We start from the raw sequence: 20,139 nt of genomic DNA, 5'->3' as shown, positions 1-20,139 counted from the left end.
TGTAACACAGAAACTATCGGTTTAACCTTTTTGTCATTTGACGCGTATAGCCGCCAATTAGACGAACCAGAACGTTTAATAGCCCGGAACTAATAAAAGCAAAAACAACTCCCATAGCCATAATAAAAAGTGATTTCATGAAGGTATCTATCTGCATCCCGAAAAGATGGGTATCAAAGATAGGAAAGAACAGCGGAGTTAGCACTAACAAAAGAGGCATTACGCAGAGCAAAGCAGCACATAGGAGACATAGAAGACCAATCCATAACTTCAACATCAACCAACAGATCGCGACCCAGTTACGTGTATCCATAAGTTCCTCTTTAGCTTGCGCCCATAAAGGTTGGTCTGTTCTTATACTCCGTTCGTAAGGCTGGGTGGTGATATCGGTATAAATCTTCGTTTGTATACGTTCGAATTGCACGAAGGTTAGCGTGGTTCGCAATACTTGTGTGAGCAGGGGAATGCCTGCGACTGTAAAAGAAAGGCCTATGCCTAATGTCAGAGTAACCAAGTAAAAGCAAAAGTAAAATAATCCTGTAGCAAAAGTGAGCAGTAAGAAGTACCCATTTTGGAAAAAGCAACGGATCGTTTTATTCATGAATGTTCCATCGTCCCTTCAATGTAATAGACGTATCATACCGATTCTCGTGTCACTTCATCCAGTGTGAAAATGTCATGTGACATGATTAGAGAACCCAGAGAAGATGGTGACGAAATGCAACTTGTTCGTATGACAGGAAATTTGCAATACTCGGGTAGGCCTAGTGGTCATAGGCAAATATGATAAAGGGAGAGGAACCATGAAAAAAGCAATTCGCAATGCCAGTCTTGCAGTTCTACTATTATCTGCAAGTATCGTAACAGCATGTACAGCTACTAATGATGTAGCTGCATCAAATCAGAAATCAATAGAGAAAGTCAGCTTGGAAGGGCCAAAAGATTCAAAGGAAGTAGAGGCGTTCGCTAACGCTGTATTTGCGGATAAGATGAAGGAATTCAATACCGTTGGCTCCAATTTTGTAGTCGTTAAGGACGGGAAAGTGCTTTTAAGTAAAGGGTACGGTTATGCAGATAGAGAAAAGAAGATACCCGTTGATAAAGATACTGTTTTCCAAATTGGATCTGTTACCAAGTCTTTTACAGCATTGGCGGCTATGCAGCTTGTCGATCAAGGAAAAATTGATCTTAAGCATGACATCCAAGAATATCTCGGTGGAATGAAGGTACCAAACAAAACCGGAAAACCGCTGACGATGTTTGATCTGCTTACCTATACGAGCGGGGTAGACTTGCCGGATATCGTCACTGATTATTCGGTGGAGTATTTGAATAAGGACATTTCAATGAAGGGGTATCTCCATAAGAATATGCCAACTGTGGTAAGAACTCCGGGAGAAGTTTATACGTATGACAATTTTGGTTTTATGTTGGCGGGATATGCAGTAGAGAACGTGAGCGGCATGTCTTATTCTCAATATATGGAGAAAAATATATTCAAACCATTAGGAATGGACAAGACCAGTGTTAGATTAACTCCTGAGGTACTATCCAATATGGCTGCACACTATGGACCGAGCGGTGAGCTTCAGCCGACAATGGGAACTGCGCCTTCCGTGAAGCCTGAGGGAAGTATGACTTCAACAGGTGAAGACATGGCTAAGTACTTGATTATGCACTTAAACAAAGGAGAATTTGAAGGCAAGGAAATCGTCAGCAAACAAAGCGTAGATTTGATGCAAACCTATCAATTTTACGCTGATCCTACAATTCCTATCACAACCGTTGGATTCGAAGGGTATTTCAACAATGTCATGAACGGTCAGCATGTAATACTCAAGGGAGGAAATGTTCCGGGGCATTCCTCGTTAATTGCCATCTTGCCAGAGAAGAATACTGCCTTTTACTTGTCTTATAATAACGATTCAATGATGAGTTTAGGTGTGTATGAGGCATTTATGAATCACTATTTTCCTAAGACTGTAAAAACACAGCCATCCACCTATTCAAAAATAAGCAAACAAACCGCCCAAGCTTACGTTGGACTATACAGAAACACGCGTTTATATGGAGTAAGGACTAAAATTTCTTATGCGGATGGGAATTTGTTGATGGAAACGGGGACTACCGGCAAACATACGCTGAGAATGATTCATCCGCTTCTATTTGAAGATGAATCCGGTAATAAAATGGCATTCAAGAAAGATAAATCCGGTGATATCACCTATTTCTATTATACGAATCCCCAAGGAATGGATTTCGTTGCGCATGCCCAAAAAGTAAAGATGAAAACAGGATTCTCCGATGTGCCCAATGGCAGTGTATATAAATCGTATATTGATAATCTTAACAGCTTAGACATTATGGGAGCCAAATCAGGTAATCGCTTTGATCCTAAAGGAAAGATGACACAGGGAGAATTTGCGGATGTATTGCTGCGCGCCCATGGCATGCATACGTTTCCGGATGAATTCCGTGAAAATAAGAAACGGATGATAGCCGGAATCCCCCATTATCAACCAAAGTCCTTGATTACAAGACAAATGGCGGCAGTTATGATTCAAAATCTGAAGCATGCAGCGCCTGGAACGAATGTTAAACTGATCGGCAAAACGGATTCATGGGCGGTTGATGCTATCACTGCGCTTGTTTCTCAAGGTATTGTAGACCCGGATACGAAGATTAATTCGAATCAGACTGTTGATTTCCGGTCCACACAAACGTTGAGTCGCCAGGAAGCTAGCGCCCTGCTGGATAAAGCTTTTGATTACTACACCTTACCGATCAAACCCTGAATTTAATCGTATGAAAAGTGAGGCACTGGATGGAACAGCTCTCACCTTTTTATGCACCAAGGAGCGGTGTCGGAGTGGCCGTCAGGGAGAAGCCTTCCCCCTGCCCCCTGTTATGGCTACGGCTACTTTCAGCACCTAACGCTCCTTGGCATCTTTCATCTTAGGAAATACTTTGGCCCATTTTCGCGTGCGCAGGCGGCCGCCCGTTTGGCATCTATCAGTTGTTGGGCTTTGGCCCATTCTTTTTTCGTCAGTGTGATTAAATTTTTTGTGCTATCTTTTCATGTTAACCCTTGACTTTAGCACTGCGGTTCATTACAATCAGAAAATAATACGTTGACTATAGTCAATACAAGTCGTTTTTTGAACTATATTACTGATTTGATGACGGGACCAAGTACTCCGTGCCCACATGACCAGAGAGGAATCCCCAGGCTGTAAGGATTCTCTTGATGAGCGGACGAATGACTTCCCCGAGAACAGACGGCGAACATAACAGACATGATCTGTTGACAAGTAGCCGGCCTGCGCAGGACGTGCGTTACACGTAGAGCGGAATATCTGCTTGATCAGGGTGCACTAGGCAATCCTGAATCACCAGAGATCACCTGAACGGCTAAAGTGTCAGGTTTCCGGAATGTGGGTGGTACCACGGGTGAATGTATATTACACAATCTCTCGTCCCTTTGTTTGCTGTATACACAGCGACAGGGCGAGGGGTTTTTTTGTTATATAAGTTGATTTTAACATTTATACCATAACGGAGATTGTAGAACCAATCTGTAGAAGCGAAGCGTTCGCCTTTATCCCCGGATTTTCACATAGGAAAACTAAATCAAAGAATCTGGGGATAACAGCGATCGAAAGATGGTACTACAGTCGGAGTGACCAGGTGTAACATTTTTGGATTAACTGTAGAGAAAAAAATCAATGCTGGAGGGATCAAGATGGCTTTTCAAAAACCGACTGGAACGCAGGACTTACTGCCTGGAGTTGTCGAGAAATGGCAGTACGTAGAAGAAAAAGCAAGAGATCTGTGTCGACGGTTTAATTACCGTGAGATTCGTACACCGATCTTCGAACAGACTTCTTTATTTGTACGCGGTGTAGGAGAGACTACCGATATCGTTGAAAAAGAAATGTATACCTTTGATGACAAAGGCAATCGCAGCATGACTCTTCGTCCGGAGGGAACAGCGGGTGTTGTCCGTGCGTATGTAGAGAATAAAATCTACGGGGAACCGGATGTGAGCAAGTTGTATTACATCGGTCCGATGTTCCGGTATGAGCGTCCGCAGGCAGGCCGTCAGCGTCAGTTTCACCAGTTTGGTGTAGAAGCCATCGGTGCACTGGACCCGGCGATTGATGCCGAAGTAATCGCACTGGGCTACCAGTTGTGTGTAGAGCTCGGTTTGAAGGATGTCAAAGTGGAGATCAACTCTGTTGGTAACTCGACCAGCCGTGCAGAATATCGCGAGACGTTACTTGGATTCCTTAGACCGATGAAAGACAGCCTGTGCAAGGACTGCCAGTCACGCATGGAGCGTAATCCGCTGCGTGTACTCGACTGCAAAGTCGATCAGGACAAATTCGTAGGGGCACCGTCCATATTAGATAGCCTGGATGAAGAGTCTTTGAATCACTTTGCCAAGCTGCAGGCATACCTGGATGATTTCGGAGTGGATTATGCTGTGAACAATCGTCTGGTACGGGGCTTGGATTATTACACCCTGACTGCGTTTGAATTAAAAGCCCAAGGTATTGGAGCGATTGATACCGTTGGTGGCGGTGGTCGATACAATGGACTGGTCGGAGATATCGGTGGACCTGATCAGCCGGGCATCGGCTTCGGTATTGGTCTGGAACGTATTCAACTGATTCTGGAGCACCAAAATATTGAGGTGACTACGCTCGCTCCACTGGATGTGTACTTTGTTGCTCTGGGAGAGGCTGCTGATCGTGAAGTGAACCGTCTGTTGTTCAAACTTCGTCAGTCTGGACTGTCTGGTGAACGTGATTATCTGGGCCGCAAGATGAAAGCACAGATGAAATCAGCTGACCGTTTCAAATCCCGCTATACCGCCATCCTTGGTGATGACGAGCTAGAGCGTGGTGAGATCGCCCTCAAGTCGATGGATACGGGTGAGCAACAAACCGTGAAGCTTGATGATCTGGTAGCGGCAATTCGCGAAGGTAAATAAGCACGAAGTGTGACATTAAGATTAAAACTTTCGAGTAACACAATTGATCCGGCAAAATTACTGAGTTTCACCGACGATTCCAACGAATTGGAAGTTGGCGAGCCAGAGGTAACATGCCTTTTCGAATACATGGTCTACACGTAACCGGGCTGTTGAAGAGCAGGTACTAACTGCCCATACAGAACGGAAATTCACATAATGAGGAGTTTGGTTATGAAAAGAAGTCATCATTGCGGCGCATTAACACCCGCACACATCGGTGAAACAGTAACATTGAACGGTTGGGTTCAAACCCGCCGTGACCTGGGGGGCGTACTCTTTATCGATCTGCGTGACCGCAGCGGGATTGTACAAGTTGTCTTTAACCCGGCGTATTCCGGTGAAGCTCTGCAAATCGCAGATCGCGTACGTAGCGAGTATGTTATCGCTGTAACGGGTAAAGTTGTTAAACGTGATGCAGAAACAGTTAACAAAAACCTGCCTACAGGCGAAATTGAAGTTCAAATCACAGAAATCGAAGTGCTCAACGCAGCAAAAACACCTCCATTCTTCATTGAAGATGGTGTAGAAGTTGATGAATCCCTTCGTTTGAAATATCGTTACCTGGACCTGCGTCGTCCGGAAATGTTCGAAACACTGAAATTGCGTTCCAAAGCATCCAAAGTTTTCCGTGACTACCTGGATGGAGAAGAGTTCGTTGAAGTCGAAACACCAATTTTGACGAAGAGCTCCCCGGAAGGTGCGCGTGATTATCTCGTACCGAGTCGTGTGCATGAAGGTGAATTCTTCGCCTTGCCGCAATCACCGCAAATTTACAAACAATTGCTGATGGTCGGCGGACTTGAGCGTTACTATCAGATCGCTCGTTGTTTCCGGGATGAGGATCTGCGTGCAGACCGTCAACCAGAATTCACTCAAGTCGACATCGAGACTTCTTTCCTGCAACAGGATGACCTGCTGCCAATGATGGAAGAACTGATGGCCAAATTACTGCGTGAAACCAAAGGTATTGAGCTGGAACTGCCTTTCCAACGGATTACGTATGCAGATGCAATGGGTAAATATGGTTCAGACAAACCAGATCTGCGCTTTGGTATGGAACTGGTTGAAATGAACGATATTGTAGCAAACAGTGGAGTGAAAGTATTTGCTTCTGTCATCGAAAAAGGTGGAGAAGTGAAAGTGCTGAACGCTAAAGGCTGTGGCACATGGAGCCGTAAAGAGATCGATGATCTCGGACCATTTGCTGCACGTTACGGTGCGAAAGGTCTGGCTTGGATTCAAGTGAAAGACGGCGAGTTCAAAGGGCCAATCGTGAAGTTCTTCACGCCTGAAGAAATCGAAGCTGTCAAAGAACGTACTGGTGCTGAAGATGGCGACTTGTTGCTCTTCTCCGCAGACACCAAAAAAGTGGTTGCTGACGTTCTGGGCGCATTGCGTCTGAAAATCGGCCGTCAACTTGGATTGATCGATGACAGCAGATTCAAATTTGCTTGGGTTGTGGACTTCCCACTCCTCGGATATGATGAAGATGCGAAACGTTATGTGGCAGAACACCATCCGTTCACACGTCCAAAAGATGAAGATGTACATCTGTTCGACACTGATCCGGGTGCAATCCGCGCTCAAGCCTATGACCTTGTTCTCAATGGTTATGAAGTAGGTGGCGGTTCGATGCGTATCTACAAACGTGATGTTCAGGAAAAAATGTTTGCTGCCCTTGGACTCTCACCAGAAGTAGCGAATGAGAAATTCGGCTATCTGTTGGAAGCATTCGAATATGGAACTCCACCGCATGGTGGTATTGCCTTTGGTCTGGACCGTCTTGTGATGTTGCTGGCGGGTCGCACGAACTTGCGTGAAACGATTGCCTTCCCGAAAACGGCAAGTGCAACGGATCTGCTCATGAATGCACCTTCTGAAGTGGATGACTCGCAATTGGAACAACTTCATATCCGCGTAGCCCGTAAACCGGTAGCGGAAAAGAAATAAAGGAGGCATCGATTCTCAATGCTCCATCAATTTTCAAGAACAGAACTTGCGATCGGACCTGAAGGTCTGGACGCATTGAAGAATAGTACAGTCGCTGTGCTCGGTATTGGCGGCGTAGGTGGAATTGCTGTAGAAGCTCTTGCCCGTAGCGGCGTTGGGCGCATCATCCTGATCGATAAAGACGTCGTGGACATCACAAACATTAACCGCCAGATTCATGCGCTGACCACGACAGTAGGGCAGAAAAAAGCGGACCTGATGGTGGAACGTGTGAAACTGATCAATCCGGAATGTGATGCGATTGCCCTGAATATGTTTTACACGGAAGAGACGTATGAGGAATTGTTCAAATATGAACTGGATTATGTGCTGGATGCATCCGACACGATTATCTACAAAATCCATCTCATTAAAGAGTGCCTGAAACGTAAAATTCCGATGATCTCCAGCATGGGTGCGGCGAATAAAATGGATCCAACGAAATTCCAGGTTGCGGATATTTCGAAAACGACCATGGACCCGATTGCCCGTGTTGTACGTACGACACTTCGCAAAGACGACATCAAAAAAGGTGTGAAAGTGGTCTTCTCGACTGAAAAGCCGATGAAACCGCGTGAGGACGTAACACAAAAAATCGTTCCCGAGAATGCTCCGGAAATTCGTAAGGCTAAACAGCCACCTGCGAGTAACTCATTTGTGCCTCCGGTAGCTGGACTGATTATGGTCAGTGTTGCGATTAAGGATTTGTTAGAGATTGCAGAGAACAAGCAGCAGTAACTTGCTGCCAACTGAAGAAGCGTGGATGCTCATAAGGCATCTGCGCTTTTTTGTGTAATCAGACTTCGCAAGACCGGAGCGGATGGGACGTCAATCGTCTATGATAGCCGAACTGTATCCCTAGATAAATGTCAGAGTTACGTCATGTACTTCAAAGTCAAAACCGTGTATGATATTCACTGCTGCGCGAAATGATGATACATACATAAAGAATTGGCGGCCATATAAGCTGAATAAGATTTACACAAGAACGAAGAGGACAGAAGAAACCTGAAGAAGCAGAGCGTTCGCCTAAAAGCTTTCTGAAAGAAAGCTACATCGGAAGCATACGCTATCACCGGATTCGTACATTTAAAAAATTTGAACAAAAAATCTGGGGATAACAGCGATCGAAAGGTTGTTCTGTCCGCGTAGTGGTGGAGTGTAAATACTCAGTTATTCAGCCTATATAGAGAGAGGGGAATAGAACGAAATGAAACACGGATGGATGACCAGACGTCTTGGCATGGAGCCAGGAGACCAGTGGAAGAAGGAAGTTGTGGCGGGAGCCATATCCTATTTTGCCGTGGTCTATATCGTTATGGTCAATGCTACAATTCTTTCCGATGCCGGAATGCCCTTGCAGGCAGCTATGGTTGGAACCCTGCTGACATCCATTGCAGGCTGTTTGCTCATGGCATTTGGCGGAAATTCACCGATTATCGTGGTACCCGGAATGGGGATAAATGCATTTTTTACGTATACACTCGTACATTCCATGAAATTAAGCTGGCAAGAAGCGCTGGCCGTTGTAACCGTTACAGGTATACTGTTTGCCATTGTTGCGTTTACGTCACTATACAAAATGATCAGCGAAGCGATCCCGAAAAATCTGCAGCATGGCATTACGGTGGGGATTGGTTTGTTCCTCACATTTATTGGTTTGCAAAAAAGTGGAATCGTGATCGCGCATCAGACCACATTTGTCGCGATAGGGCACTTTAATGATCCGAATGTCATTACTGCCTGCGTTACGCTGGTGCTGGCCTTGATTTTATTTATCCGTAATGTACAAGGTGGACTTCTAATTAGCATTTTGGTTGGCACAGGCCTTGCCTACGTACTTGGAGCAGTGAACCCGGGTGAATCCGTATCTGCGATGGATGCGCTGCGTCAATATGGCGGTTTGTTTGGTGAATTGTCCTTGATGAAGCTGGCTGATGTAGCATTCTGGATCGCGGTATTTTTGCTACTGCTAATTGTGGTGTTCGAAAATATCGGTTTAATTACAGCTCAGACACAGATGATTGGTCGTCCGGAGCGATTCAAGGGAAGTCTGCGGGCACTATCGATTAGTACCGTGCTGGCAGGCATATTCGGAAGCAGTCCTCCAGTTGCCGCCGCCGAGACGACAGCTGGTATTGCCGCAGGTGGTCGCACAGGTTTGACTCCACTCGTTACAGCCGTGTTATTCGGGGCTACTTTTTTCTTCATCCCGCTGCTCGGTTACATTCCGGACAGTGCGATTGCACCCATTTTGATCATTATTGGTGGCCTGATGGTGCAAGGTGTGAGAGATATGGATTTTGGTGACTTCACAGAGGCCTTCCCGGCATTTCTGATCATGGTCATGATTCCATTTACATATAGCATCGTGGACGGTATGGCGTTTGGATTTATTGCCTATCCATTAGCGAAGCTGGCAGCAGGTCAAGGTAAACAGGTACCGGTGGTCATGTATGGCATTTCCATCCTCTTTTTAGCCAATTTTGTGTTACATGGTATCTTGTAAAGCTGTGTTAAACAACAAAAGGCACATCATGTAAATTTGTACGTATGATCTCTGGTGAGCAGATGGAGAACGGGAGGAACGGGAATGGAAGAGCAGCAACAAGCAGGGCAGAATGAACCGAAGGTAGGAAAAAAGGGATTTAAGGATTTCGTCAAGCTTATCGCTTCCACGAATCCGCCAAAACTGATTTTGATTCTTGCCCTCATCTTAACCCTGATTCAAACAACAGCCGGACTGATCGTGCCATTGATGACCAAAGGTCTGATTGATGGACTTACCACTTCGGCATTGAACAAATCTGTGATTTTGTTATTGCTTGGGGCATTTGTGATTCAGGCGATTGCCTCAGGTATTAGCATTTATATGTTAAATTACGCAGGACAACGCGTGGTCGCAACGCTTCGCACTAAGCTGTGGAACAAGGTCTTGTCGCTGCGAATGCCGTATTTCGATCGCAATCGGACAGGCGATACGATGAGTCGGATTACCAATGATACAAGCCAGATCATGACGTTGATCGCGGATTATCTGGTTTCCTTTGTGTCGAACATCGTTGCCGTTGTGGGTGGCGTGGCGTTACTGTTCTATTTGGACTGGGTGATGTCGCTCATTATTTTGAGTCTGGTGCCACTTACGTTGTTGATTCTGTTGCCGGTGGGTAAGAAAATGTACAAGATCTCCAAGAAGCAGCAGGATGAGATGGCAGGTCTTACGTCCGTGCTCAGTCAGGTTATTGGCGAGATTCGCTTGGTCAAAGCCTACGGCACGGAGAAACAGGAAGTGGAAGCAGGAGATTCCCGGATTCGTAAAATGTTCACTTTTGGTTTGCAGGAAGCACGTATCCTCGCTCTGATCGGTCCCTTGTTTACATTTGTCATGACTGCCGTGTTGGTCGTTATTCTGGGTGTGGGGGGAATGCGCGTAGCGTCTGGCATGCTGTCACCGGGTGAACTGGTCGCGTTCATATTGCTGTTGTTCCAGGTCATTATGCCAATGGGACAATTCACGACGTTATACTCCCGTTTACAGAAAGTTGTAGGTGCAACAGAGCGCATACAAGCTATCCTTGCCGATGAGGAAGAGCCACATCACAGCACCAAGGTAGCTCCAAAAGGAAATGAGACGATTGCATTCCATGATGTACACTTTTCCTATGTCACAGGGGAGGAAGTGCTGCACGGAATCAATCTGACGGTACCTACACAAAAAGTGACAGCGATTGTCGGCCCAAGCGGTAGTGGCAAATCAACACTGTTCTCCTTGATGGAGCAGTTCTATATGCCCGATTCAGGCCATATTTCATATGGGGGACAAGCCATAACGGATTATTCTTTGGCCTCCTGGCGTAGCAAGATTGGGTATGTATCTCAGGAAAGTCCACTTATGGCGGGGACGATCAAAGACAACATCACGTACGGATTAGGTCGTGAGGCCACGATGGATGAGATCCGGCGAGCTGCTGAGATGGCCTATTCTGCCGACTTTATCGACAAGCTACCACAGGGTTATGACACGGAAGTGGGCGAGAGAGGAATTAAGCTATCCGGGGGCCAACGTCAGCGGATTGCTATTGCTCGTGCCTTACTGCGCAGTCCGGATATTCTTATGTTGGATGAAGCCACATCCAGTCTGGACAGCACCTCGGAGTATGAAGTACAACAGGCTTTGTCCAACCTGATGGAAGGAAGAACTACGATCGTGATCGCGCACCGATTGTCCACAGTGGTGGATTCCGATCAGATTGTTGTATTGGAGCATGGACATGTTACCGGAACAGGAACTCATGCGGAATTGATCAGCAGTCATTCGGTGTATCGTGAATTAGCGCAGAAGCAGTTTGTCGCACAGGAAGGTCAAAATTGAAATCAGAACTAGATCAATTACTGTTTTTCAAAGATAAGGTTCAAATATAGTTTTACTTAAGACCGTTGTTCATTCGTTCAGTACGAGCGTGAGCAACGGTTTTCTTGTATGAGTTCATCCAGGTTGCTGTAGCTTTTTCCACAACAATATGATATAGTGGGTATCCTTTTGCGTCGTCAGTGATTGGCGATGCAGAGCAAAACATATTCTTAGGAGGTAACTGAAACATGTCAGACAGCTTTCAAAGTGCCTATCAAGAAGAAGAGTACAGGTTAGAGCGAACGATGGAGGAAGTGGACAGTCAGCTGGAACGACTGCAAAATATTCCGGTGTATACCGGCCACGACTTCACAGAACAAGTGCTGGAAGCTGGACGCGAAGAGCGCCGCACCGCCTTGTCCAAGAGCGCGCAGCAACCCTATTTCGGACGCTTGGATTTCGAAGAACAGGGCAGTGGTGCACGGAAACCGTTGTATATTGGTAAAATCGGCGTAGACCGCGAAGAGGTGGGAGAGCATCCGCTCGTCATCGACTGGCGTGCTCCTGTCGCCAGCCTGTTTTACTCATTTACAGGAGGCGAAGCCTCCGCGACGTATGAAGCCCCGGAAGGGCTTATTGAAGGTCTGGTGTACCTGAAACGAAACGTTGTCATTCGGCAGCGAATATTGGAACGTGTGGCGGATACATATAACCGTGATAGCGACCAGCCAGCGGTATCGGATGAATTCCTCGTTTATCGTCTGGGAGAGAACAAGGATAACAAACTCCGTGACATCGTATCTACAATTCAGGCGGAGCAGGATCTGATCATTCGTGCGGCGCGAAATACCGCATTGATCATTCAGGGTGTAGCTGGATCCGGGAAAACAACGGTTGCCCTGCATCGGCTTGCCTTTTTGCTATATCAGTATAAGGAGCAGGTATCTGCGGAGAAAATGGTTATTTTTGCACCCAACCATATGTTCCTGGATTACATCTCGGATGTGCTTCCGGAACTTGGAGTAGGGGACATTCAACAGCGGACATTCCCGGATTGGGCGATGAACCTGTTGGGGATGGAGATGCCTTTGGCGAATACGTCGGATACATTGAACACCTGGTTCGAAACACCTGATGCACGGCCTGAATTGAATGATGATGTACCTGGACGTTACAAAGGATCGATCCGTTTCATGGAGCTTATTCGAGAGTGGCTCTCGGGGATGGAAGCGGATTCCGTACCGGATATGGACTTCAGTCCATGGGATGGTAAGGTGCTCAGCAAGACGGAGATCGAGAACTGGTTCGGTGAGGAGTACAAACATTATCCGCTGGCCAAACGCAAAGAACGGGTCATGGCGCGGGTTCACCGCTGGATTGAGATGGAACTTAAGAAACCGATGCCAGAAGCTGTGCGCAAAGAACGCAAGAAAAAAGCATCTACTCGTGAGAAAGCTTATGCCAAAAAATGGCCTCAATACGAGCCGCTTACGTTATATAAACAGTTGTTCAAAGCTGCAAAAGGGGGGGCTGTGCCAGCTTCGCTCAGCGGGCTTATTCCAAAACTAGTCATGAAACAAACGGCAGCAGATCTGAAGCAGGATATCGTCCGTGAAGAGGATTTGCCTGCATTGGTATACATTCATACATTGGTCCATGATATTGAGGGCTCGGAGCGGTTTGACCATATTGTGATCGATGAAGCCCAGGACTTTTCACCTTTCCATGTGGCGTTATTGGATCGTTTCGTCAAAGGGCATTCCTTCACCATACTTGGTGACTTGTCCCAAGGGATTCATGAGTACCGTGGTGTTCATGCGTGGGAAGAGATGAGTTCTCTGTTTCCTGAGGAACAGAATGCATACTTTGCATTGACCCGAAGTTATCGTTCGACGATGGAAATTATCGACTATGCCAATACGATTCTGGAACGTGGTGTCAAGAGCGGAATTACGGCGATTCCTGTTTTCCGTAGTGGTGATCCGGTTCGGACATTGGCTTATGGAGGCGAAGGGCGGACGGCAAGTCTGGAGCAGGCTTTGAAGGTGTTAACCGTCAAAGACTACCGAACGGTCTCCATCCTGACCCGTACACTGCATGAAGCAGAGGAACTTCATCGTGAACTTCAGGACGCAGGCTGGGATCTAAACCTGATCGATGGTGGCAAAAAGCAGTACACGGGTGGACACTCCGTTTTACCGGTCTATCTGTCTAAAGGGTTGGAGTTTGATGCCGTTATTGTGGCAGACGTAGACCAGAAGCATTATTTGCCAAATGCAGGTGATGCAAAGCTGTTGTACGTTGGTTGTACACGGGCCTTGCATGAATTGTGGTTGTTCCATGACGGTGTACTGCCGATCTATGCGGCTGCAACACATAATCCCGACGGCGAGCCTGTAACCATTCAGGGTTGGCCTGAGATTGGGTAAATAAAGTTTGCTTAACCAAAGAAAGGCATGACGTTCATGGGAAATCCCATAAGCGCATGCCTTTTTCTGCTTTTGTGCGAGAATCGCTTAATTTTCCGAGAAAAAACGACGGAGGAAGTTCAAGTTTATGTTACGCTATTTCCCATTCTGGACGAGCGACGGTTTACCAGGAATATGCCAACACCAATGAATAAACCGCCTGCCAATGCAAACCACTGTACATGCTCTCGTAGCAAAATCCAACTCGACAATACACCAAAGAACGGTGCCAGAAACAGATACGAACTGGTTTGGGCTGGGTCACTATTCTGAAGCAGATAAAACCAGAGTGAGAACTGAATGATGGAGCAAACAAACGTTAACCAGAGCAGAGCCATAACCGAGGTGGTATTGACCATAAAGTGAGGCTGTTCAGTCCATGCGCTCAATAGAAGAAGCGCAGCACCTCCCGCGAGCATCTGATAGGCTGTTAAAACAAAAGTATCGTAGCCATCGCCCCAGCGTTTGATGAGCAATGTGGATACTGCAAAGGAGATCGCACCACCAAATCCAATCCAGGTTCCAGGACTAAAGCTCATCTGCCATCCAAAGGTTAACATAATCCCGATGAAACCGAGTATAACACCGGTCCACTGACTGAAACCGTAGGTCACTCTATATAAGAGAGCACTGAGGATAATGACCAGTAACGGATTGGTAAACGTAATAATGGCGGATTCACCGGATGTAATCCAATTCATGCTGTAGTAGGCGCAGCCCATCACTCCTGCGGATTGAAACAGACCAATGAGGATTATTTTCAACCAAGACTGCCACTCGGTAGGCAAAGGACGTTTGCGTAGAAACCAGGCCATCAATCCACCAGCCAGTACATAACGTATGCCCATGAGCAGGAAGGGTGGGGCATATAACATGCCGATCTTGCCAACCGGAAAAGAAGTGCCCATGATTAACGTTGTCAAAATGATCAATAGTGTATATTTCAATGGTTTGATGATCCGGGTATCTTTATCATGACTGGAGCTCATAAAGTCTGTCCGCTATCTACAGTAATTAGTTGCCCGGTCATGGATTGCTGTTCCAGCGCAGCACAGATCATGTGTGCGATATCTTCAGGTGAGGCAATATGCTGTAATAACACTTCTCCACCAAGACGATACATTCGCTCCTCATTTCCAGCCCACCACCTTGTAGCAACTGCGCCAGGGACGATAGCATTCACCCGAATATGTGGTGAGAGTGCGTGCGCAAGTGATAAAGTTAGACCGTGAACTGCCGCTTTGGAGACAGCGTATGGGAGAGAGGAGCCCGAACCCGTACTACCTGCGATACTGCCCAGATTTACGATAGAACCACCGCCAGCCTGTCTCATACCTTCCATCACTGCACGAGCGCAATGAAACATGCCTTTAACATTCACATCAACCAGCTCATTCCAGACGTCATCTGTAACTGACTCCAGATCGTGCATGGGGATATGACGCGTGATTCCAGCGTTATTTACAAGTGCAGTGATCGGGCCATAGGTTTCAGTTACTGTAGTGACCATCCGCCGGACATCAAGATCATTGGCAACATTAGCTTGAACGGCGAATGCATGGCCTCCCGTATCCAAAATGTGTTGAACAGTCTCTCTTGCTGCATCTTGTGAGCGGGAATAGTTGACAGCGACCAAGGCTCCGCGTTCAGCGAGCATCTCACTTACAGCACGGCCTATACCTGTTCCACCACCTGTGATCAGAGCAATTCTATTTTTCCAGTATGTCATGCTGAACACTCCTTATCATCATCCAGTCAGATGACTGGTTTGGGATCTACATGAATTGTAGTCCGGTTTACACATGAAGTATAATGATTGGTAATGAAGCGGATATCATTTTGAATGATGTCAGAGTGGGGGGACCATGGAGAGCGGGGATCTTAGAATATTTCAGTGTGTTGCACAGGAAGGGAATCTGACCAAAGCTGCTGCTAAACTAGGGTATGTGCAATCCAACGTAACGGCACGAATCCGGCATCTGGAAGCAGAAGTAGGTACAACGTTGTTCATTCGTCATAACCGAGGCATGACGTTATCTCCAGCCGGAGAAATGTTGCTGACCTATGCAGATAAAATTATTGGTTTGCTGAATGATGCTTCCAAGGCACTTCGGGCGACGAGCACACCATCGGGTCCAATGCGAATAGGGTCTACACAAACCGCAGCGGCCGTGCGACTACCTGAACTTTTCGTCAGATATTATAAACAGTATCCAGATGTCTCCTTGTCACTGGTTACTGGCAATTCGCAGATACTTATGGATCAGGTTATTGGGTATGAATTGGAAGGAGCATTTATAGGCTGTCCCTGTGATAATCCTGATATCGTTTCTATTCCCGTATTTGATGAGGAACTATTTGTTGTCTATTCTGGTATGGGTCCTACGGATGAAGATCTTAAGAGTAAACCCATTCTTGTCTACAGCATGGGGTGTTCCTATCGTCAGATTTTGGAGGAATGGTTAGAGGTGGGTGGTGTTACCCGCCCAGTAATTATGGAATTCGGAACCCTTGAAGCGATTATTAGTGGAGTTACGTCCGGCATGGGAATTTCCTTATTACCAGAGATTGTGATTAGACATCAGATCAAAAATGGATTACTGCGCACGCATACACTCCCCGTAGGTATGAATCGCATGATGACTCATTTTATTATTCGCAAGGATGCCTTTGTCAGCAGTGCACTTCATGCATTTATGGCTATGTTACCGCGAGAGTATGATATGATAGAGAGTGGAGAACCATCAGAAGTGTAATTGTAATCAAGGCAAGGCAATCCGTTAAGGAAGTGATGAGCAATGGATTTATTTTCGTTTCAACAAGACTCGAAACCACAAGCCAGATTGCTTGCGGACCGCTTGCGGCCAGAGCATCTGGATGAATATATTGGACAGGAACATATTATTGGACCGGGGAAATTACTCCGGCGCGCCATCGAGGCTGATCAGATTTCGTCCATCTTGTTATATGGCCCTCCGGGATGCGGCAAGACAACCTTGGCACATATTATTTCCCAGCAAACGCAAGGACAGTTTGTACGTCTGAATGCAGTGGAAGCTTCCGTCAAGGATGTGCGTGAAGTCATCGAACAGGCGCAAACGAACAAACAGCTGTATGGAACAAAAACCATTTTGTTCCTCGACGAGGTACATCGGTTTAACAGTTCACGTCAGGATGCGCTATTGCCAGCGGTAGAGAAGGGCACGATTATTTTTATCGGCGCAACAACAGAGAATCCCTTTCATTATGTCAATGGGGCCTTGATGAGCCGTTCTACTCTGTTCCAGCTGGAATCGCTAAACAAGGATCATTCCCTAATTGCGATGCGCAGAGCATTGAGTGATGCGGACAAAGGTCTGGGGTTCATGGAACTACAGGCGGATGATGAGGCGCTTGAACATATTGCTACGATGGCCAACGGGGATATTCGGCGTGCGCTTAACGCACTTGAACTGGCTGCATTGACGACGCCACCGGAGACGGATGGATCGATTCATATTACGCTTGGTGTAGCAGAAGAGTCTATCCGGCGCCCCATTGTGAAGGCGGATGAATCCACCCAATATGATGTGCTGTCTGCATTTCACAAGAGTATTCGGGGTTCCAGTGATGCGGCATTGTTCTGGTTTCTATACGCGGTGGAGAAGCTCGGTATGGACCCAATGACCTTCATTCGGCGCCTGATTGCAGCGAGCAGTGAAGATATTGGACTTGCGAACCCGCAAGCCATGACACAGGCTATTGGAGCACTTGATGCGTACCGGAATAACGGCTGGCCCGAAGCCAAGCTGAACATTGCACAAGCGATTCTGTTTGCAGTCGAAAGTCCAAAATCCAATGCGGTGTACACCGCCATTTCCAAAGCCATGAACGCGATTGATGAAGTGAAATCGGCAGAAGTTCCGCTTCACTTGCGAGATACGCATTACTCGGGTGCTGTAAAACTTGGACATGAGGGCTATCAATATCCACACAACTATCCAGGGCATTTTGTGAAGCAAGAATATTTGCCAAAGCAGCTCTCACGGAGAGTATTCTATGAGGCAACGGAGCAAGGCAATGAATCGAAGATCAGGCTGAACCAACAGCGGCGCAGAGAACTGTAAGACAGACAGATCACTCGGGAGATGCACATAACATGAAAGAGCTTTTGTATATAGGGGCGGGTGGATTTCTCGGTACAGTGACCCGATATGCCATACAGTTAGCGATACCAACTGTCCACGGAGGGTTCCCTTGGGCAGTGCTGCTAATCAATGCGATGGGCAGCCTTTTTTTAGGGTGGTTTTTTACCATAGCTGTTCCAGGCAAAATAACACCACAACTTCGACTGGCGATTGGCACAGGTTTTACTGGTGCATTTACGACATTCTCCACGTTTACACTGGATATTGTTCGTTTATCCGAAGGGGGCGAATGGATCAGTGCCGCTATTTATATGATCGTAAGTCTGTTGGCGGGGTTGTTGCTCTGTGCGCTGGGAATGAGCCTTGGACATCGTATGTTGGGAGCACAAAGACAAGAGGGTGATGCCTCATGATCCTGTGGATTGGTTTTGCAGGTGTGCTGGGTGCGGTACTGCGTTACAGTCTGGGAAAATGGGTCTCTGGCTTGCTGGGAACGGCTTTTCCATGGGGAACATGGATCATCAACATCAGTGGTTCACTGCTGCTTGGGTTGTTATACGGATGGCACCAATCTGCAATGATCTCGGATGCAATCTGGGTGATTTGGGGAACCGGATTTTGCGGTGCGTACACCACGTTCTCTACCTTTGGTTATGAGACGTTAGGACTTATGGGTCGACAACGATACGCAAGCGCGGCGCTTTACGTCGTCAGTTCGGTTGTAGTTGGGGTGTTGGCCTCCTTGGCAGGAGTCTGGTTGACTGCATAACGAACTATTTTTATTTTTTTTGCAAAGAAAGCAGGAAAAAAGCCATCCTTCATGGTATACATGAAAGACGGCTTTTTTAATAGGGATACACGGTATTGTGTATAATCCGCATTTTAATGGACAAGCTCTATTATTGCATTGCGGGTACAGGTACTTTTTGCACCTGATCGATCGTACCCCCACCCAGGCAGACCTCTCCGTCGTAGAAAACAACAGCTTGTCCTGGCGTAATGGCTTTTTGCTGCTGATCAAATTGTACATCCACACTTCCATCTTCCTGCCAGGTCAGTGTAACACCTTGATCCGGCTGACGATAGCGGAATTTGGCAGTACAACGGTATGGCACATTAGGCATGTGCTCTGTACCAGCAATCCAGTTCACACCCGTTGCGGTTAGACCAGTGGAGTAGAGGCTTGCATGGGCATCGCCCTGAACAACAAGCAGTTGATTTTTCTCCAGATCCTTGTCTGCCACAAACCAGGGTTCACCATTGCCGGAACCACCAATGCCAAGACCTTGGCGCTGTCCAAGTGTGTAGTACATCAGACCGTCGTGACGACCTTTGACTTCACCGGTCGCGATATCAACCATGTCTCCGCCTTTGGCAGGCAGATAGTTGCTCAGGAACTCTTTGAAATTGCGCTCGCCGATGAAGCAGACACCTGTGCTGTCTTTTTTCTTGGCCGTATACAAACCAGCCGCTTCTGCGATTTTGCGTACTTCCGGTTTGGGCAGATGACCAATCGGGAACATGGCTTTGGATAGTTGGTTCTGATTGAGTGCGTTAAGGAAATACGTCTGATCCTTATTGTTGTCTACACCACGCAGCAACTTTAACGTGCCATCTTCTTCAATCAGGCGAGCATAGTGTCCTGTAGCTACATAATCTGCGCCGAGATCCAGAGCTTTGTTCAGGAATTCACCAAATTTGATCTCACGATTACACATGACATCCGGATTTGGCGTGCGGCCCGACTTATATTCATCAAGGAAATAGGTAAATACTTTATCAAAATACTCTTTCTCGAAGTTGACAGTGTAGTAAGGAATGCCGATCTGTTCGCATACGCGGCGTACATCCTCTGAATCTTCTTCAGCGGTACAGTGGCCGAACTCGTCGGTGTCATCCCAGTTTTTCATGAAAATGCCGATGACATCGTACCCTTGCTCTTTCAGCAACAGCGCGGTAACGGAAGAATCGACACCTCCGGACATGCCAACGACGACCCGTGTATTTTCAATTGTTTTGGACATCGTTATCACCATTTCTATATATAAATGTGTTTCGTTTCTTATTCTAGCATAACCGGACTCAAGATACGATACACCCGGCCAATTTTGGATAGTGTCCACCACAGACGCACATTTTGGAATATCGTCAATCTTTCTTTTCCAT

General features: G+C 46.7%; 15 protein-coding genes. 11 read left to right on the top strand and 4 right to left on the bottom strand.

The features are described from left to right. Window positions 1-13: 13 nt before the first annotated feature. Window positions 14-601, bottom strand: coding sequence for a sensor domain-containing protein (locus J2X75_RS15405; protein ID WP_310337615.1), 588 nt, complete (start codon window positions 599-601; stop codon window positions 14-16). Between the two features lie 202 nt (window positions 602-803). Here J2X75_RS15405 and J2X75_RS15400 point away from each other — a divergent pair, with 202 nt between their 5' ends. The 7 genes from J2X75_RS15400 to J2X75_RS15370 all read left to right on the top strand — a co-directional run bounded on the left by J2X75_RS15400 (window position 804) and on the right by J2X75_RS15370 (window position 13,807). After that, window positions 804-2,795: a serine hydrolase domain-containing protein gene (locus J2X75_RS15400; protein WP_310337614.1), complete on the top strand. Its 1,992-nt coding sequence runs from the start codon at window positions 804-806 to the stop codon at window positions 2,793-2,795. Window positions 2,796-3,742: 947 nt separating this feature from the next. Then, window positions 3,743-4,996: a histidine--tRNA ligase gene (hisS, locus tag J2X75_RS15395; RefSeq protein WP_017686789.1), complete on the top strand. Its 1,254-nt coding sequence runs from the start codon at window positions 3,743-3,745 to the stop codon at window positions 4,994-4,996. 213 nt (window positions 4,997-5,209) lie between these two features. Beyond that, window positions 5,210-6,988: an aspartate--tRNA ligase gene (aspS, locus tag J2X75_RS15390; RefSeq protein WP_310337613.1), complete on the top strand. Its 1,779-nt coding sequence runs from the start codon at window positions 5,210-5,212 to the stop codon at window positions 6,986-6,988. Window positions 6,989-7,006: 18 nt separating this feature from the next. After that, window positions 7,007-7,765: a tRNA threonylcarbamoyladenosine dehydratase gene (locus J2X75_RS15385; protein WP_310337612.1), complete on the top strand. Its 759-nt coding sequence runs from the start codon at window positions 7,007-7,009 to the stop codon at window positions 7,763-7,765. 472 nt (window positions 7,766-8,237) lie between these two features. Further along, window positions 8,238-9,536: an NCS2 family permease gene (locus J2X75_RS15380; protein ID WP_310337610.1), complete on the top strand. Its 1,299-nt coding sequence runs from the start codon at window positions 8,238-8,240 to the stop codon at window positions 9,534-9,536. An 84-nt stretch (window positions 9,537-9,620) separates the two neighbouring features. Further along, window positions 9,621-11,399, top strand: a complete 1,779-nt coding sequence (locus tag J2X75_RS15375) for an ABC transporter ATP-binding protein (protein ID WP_310337609.1) — start codon at window positions 9,621-9,623, stop codon at window positions 11,397-11,399. A 227-nt stretch (window positions 11,400-11,626) separates the two neighbouring features. Further along, window positions 11,627-13,807, top strand: coding sequence for a HelD family protein (locus J2X75_RS15370; RefSeq protein WP_310337608.1), 2,181 nt, complete (start codon window positions 11,627-11,629; stop codon window positions 13,805-13,807). Window positions 13,808-13,932: 125 nt separating this feature from the next. Here the strand turns inward: J2X75_RS15370 and J2X75_RS15365 are convergent, their stop codons facing one another. Both J2X75_RS15365 and J2X75_RS15360 read right to left on the bottom strand, forming a co-directional pair. Then, on the bottom strand, window positions 13,933-14,835 hold the full coding sequence (locus tag J2X75_RS15365) for a DMT family transporter (protein ID WP_310337606.1): 903 nt from the start codon (window positions 14,833-14,835) through the stop codon (window positions 13,933-13,935). Continuing rightward, a complete protein-coding gene (locus tag J2X75_RS15360; RefSeq protein ID WP_310337605.1) occupies window positions 14,832-15,575 on the bottom strand; it encodes an SDR family NAD(P)-dependent oxidoreductase in 744 nt (247 codons plus the stop codon). The genes J2X75_RS15365 and J2X75_RS15360 overlap by 4 nt, the downstream gene beginning before the upstream one ends. Window positions 15,576-15,711: 136 nt before the next feature. Here J2X75_RS15360 and J2X75_RS15355 point away from each other — a divergent pair, with 136 nt between their 5' ends. From J2X75_RS15355 to crcB, 4 genes are read left to right on the top strand one after another with little or no spacing between them, the layout of a single operon-like run. After that, window positions 15,712-16,602, top strand: a complete 891-nt coding sequence (locus tag J2X75_RS15355; protein WP_310337604.1) for a LysR family transcriptional regulator — start codon at window positions 15,712-15,714, stop codon at window positions 16,600-16,602. 42 nt (window positions 16,603-16,644) lie between these two features. Next, the gene (locus tag J2X75_RS15350) at window positions 16,645-17,952 is read left to right on the top strand and encodes a replication-associated recombination protein A (RefSeq protein WP_310337603.1); all 1,308 of its coding nucleotides are present in this window, start codon (window positions 16,645-16,647) and stop codon (window positions 17,950-17,952) included. 32 nt (window positions 17,953-17,984) lie between these two features. Then, window positions 17,985-18,386, top strand: a complete 402-nt coding sequence (locus tag J2X75_RS15345) for a fluoride efflux transporter FluC (protein WP_310337602.1) — start codon at window positions 17,985-17,987, stop codon at window positions 18,384-18,386. Beyond that, a complete protein-coding gene (gene crcB / locus J2X75_RS15340; protein WP_307542659.1) occupies window positions 18,383-18,742 on the top strand; it encodes a fluoride efflux transporter CrcB in 360 nt (119 codons plus the stop codon). The genes J2X75_RS15345 and crcB overlap by 4 nt, the downstream gene beginning before the upstream one ends. Window positions 18,743-18,872: 130 nt before the next feature. On the opposite strand, the gene mnmA is transcribed toward crcB, so the two are convergent. Then, window positions 18,873-19,997, bottom strand: coding sequence for a tRNA 2-thiouridine(34) synthase MnmA (gene mnmA, locus J2X75_RS15335; protein ID WP_310337600.1), 1,125 nt, complete (start codon window positions 19,995-19,997; stop codon window positions 18,873-18,875). Window positions 19,998-20,139: the final 142 nt, after the last annotated feature.

The organism is Paenibacillus sp. 2003, assembly GCF_031455635.1.
GTDB classification, from domain to species: Bacteria; Bacillota; Bacilli; order Paenibacillales; family Paenibacillaceae; genus Paenibacillus; species Paenibacillus amylolyticus_B.
This window is presented reverse-complemented; position numbering and strand designations above follow the sequence as displayed.

What these genes read in the sequence shown, in the direction of transcription:
- mnmA (WP_310337600.1), bottom strand. Translation starts at nt 19,997, where the DNA reads ATGTCCAAAACAATTGAAAATACACGGGTCGTCGTTGGCATGTCCGGA.
- J2X75_RS15385 (WP_310337612.1), top strand. Translation starts at nt 7,007, where the DNA reads ATGCTCCATCAATTTTCAAGAACAGAACTTGCGATCGGACCTGAAGGT.
- J2X75_RS15400 (WP_310337614.1), top strand. Translation starts at nt 804, where the DNA reads ATGAAAAAAGCAATTCGCAATGCCAGTCTTGCAGTTCTACTATTATCT.
- J2X75_RS15380 (WP_310337610.1), top strand. Translation starts at nt 8,238, where the DNA reads ATGAAACACGGATGGATGACCAGACGTCTTGGCATGGAGCCAGGAGAC.
- J2X75_RS15355 (WP_310337604.1), top strand. Translation starts at nt 15,712, where the DNA reads ATGGAGAGCGGGGATCTTAGAATATTTCAGTGTGTTGCACAGGAAGGG.
- J2X75_RS15350 (WP_310337603.1), top strand. Translation starts at nt 16,645, where the DNA reads ATGGATTTATTTTCGTTTCAACAAGACTCGAAACCACAAGCCAGATTG.
- aspS (WP_310337613.1), top strand. Translation starts at nt 5,210, where the DNA reads ATGAAAAGAAGTCATCATTGCGGCGCATTAACACCCGCACACATCGGT.
- hisS (WP_017686789.1), top strand. Translation starts at nt 3,743, where the DNA reads ATGGCTTTTCAAAAACCGACTGGAACGCAGGACTTACTGCCTGGAGTT.
- J2X75_RS15405 (WP_310337615.1), bottom strand. Translation starts at nt 601, where the DNA reads ATGAATAAAACGATCCGTTGCTTTTTCCAAAATGGGTACTTCTTACTG.
- J2X75_RS15360 (WP_310337605.1), bottom strand. Translation starts at nt 15,575, where the DNA reads ATGACATACTGGAAAAATAGAATTGCTCTGATCACAGGTGGTGGAACA.
- J2X75_RS15375 (WP_310337609.1), top strand. Translation starts at nt 9,621, where the DNA reads ATGGAAGAGCAGCAACAAGCAGGGCAGAATGAACCGAAGGTAGGAAAA.
- J2X75_RS15345 (WP_310337602.1), top strand. Translation starts at nt 17,985, where the DNA reads ATGAAAGAGCTTTTGTATATAGGGGCGGGTGGATTTCTCGGTACAGTG.
- crcB (WP_307542659.1), top strand. Translation starts at nt 18,383, where the DNA reads ATGATCCTGTGGATTGGTTTTGCAGGTGTGCTGGGTGCGGTACTGCGT.
- J2X75_RS15365 (WP_310337606.1), bottom strand. Translation starts at nt 14,835, where the DNA reads ATGAGCTCCAGTCATGATAAAGATACCCGGATCATCAAACCATTGAAA.
- J2X75_RS15370 (WP_310337608.1), top strand. Translation starts at nt 11,627, where the DNA reads ATGTCAGACAGCTTTCAAAGTGCCTATCAAGAAGAAGAGTACAGGTTA.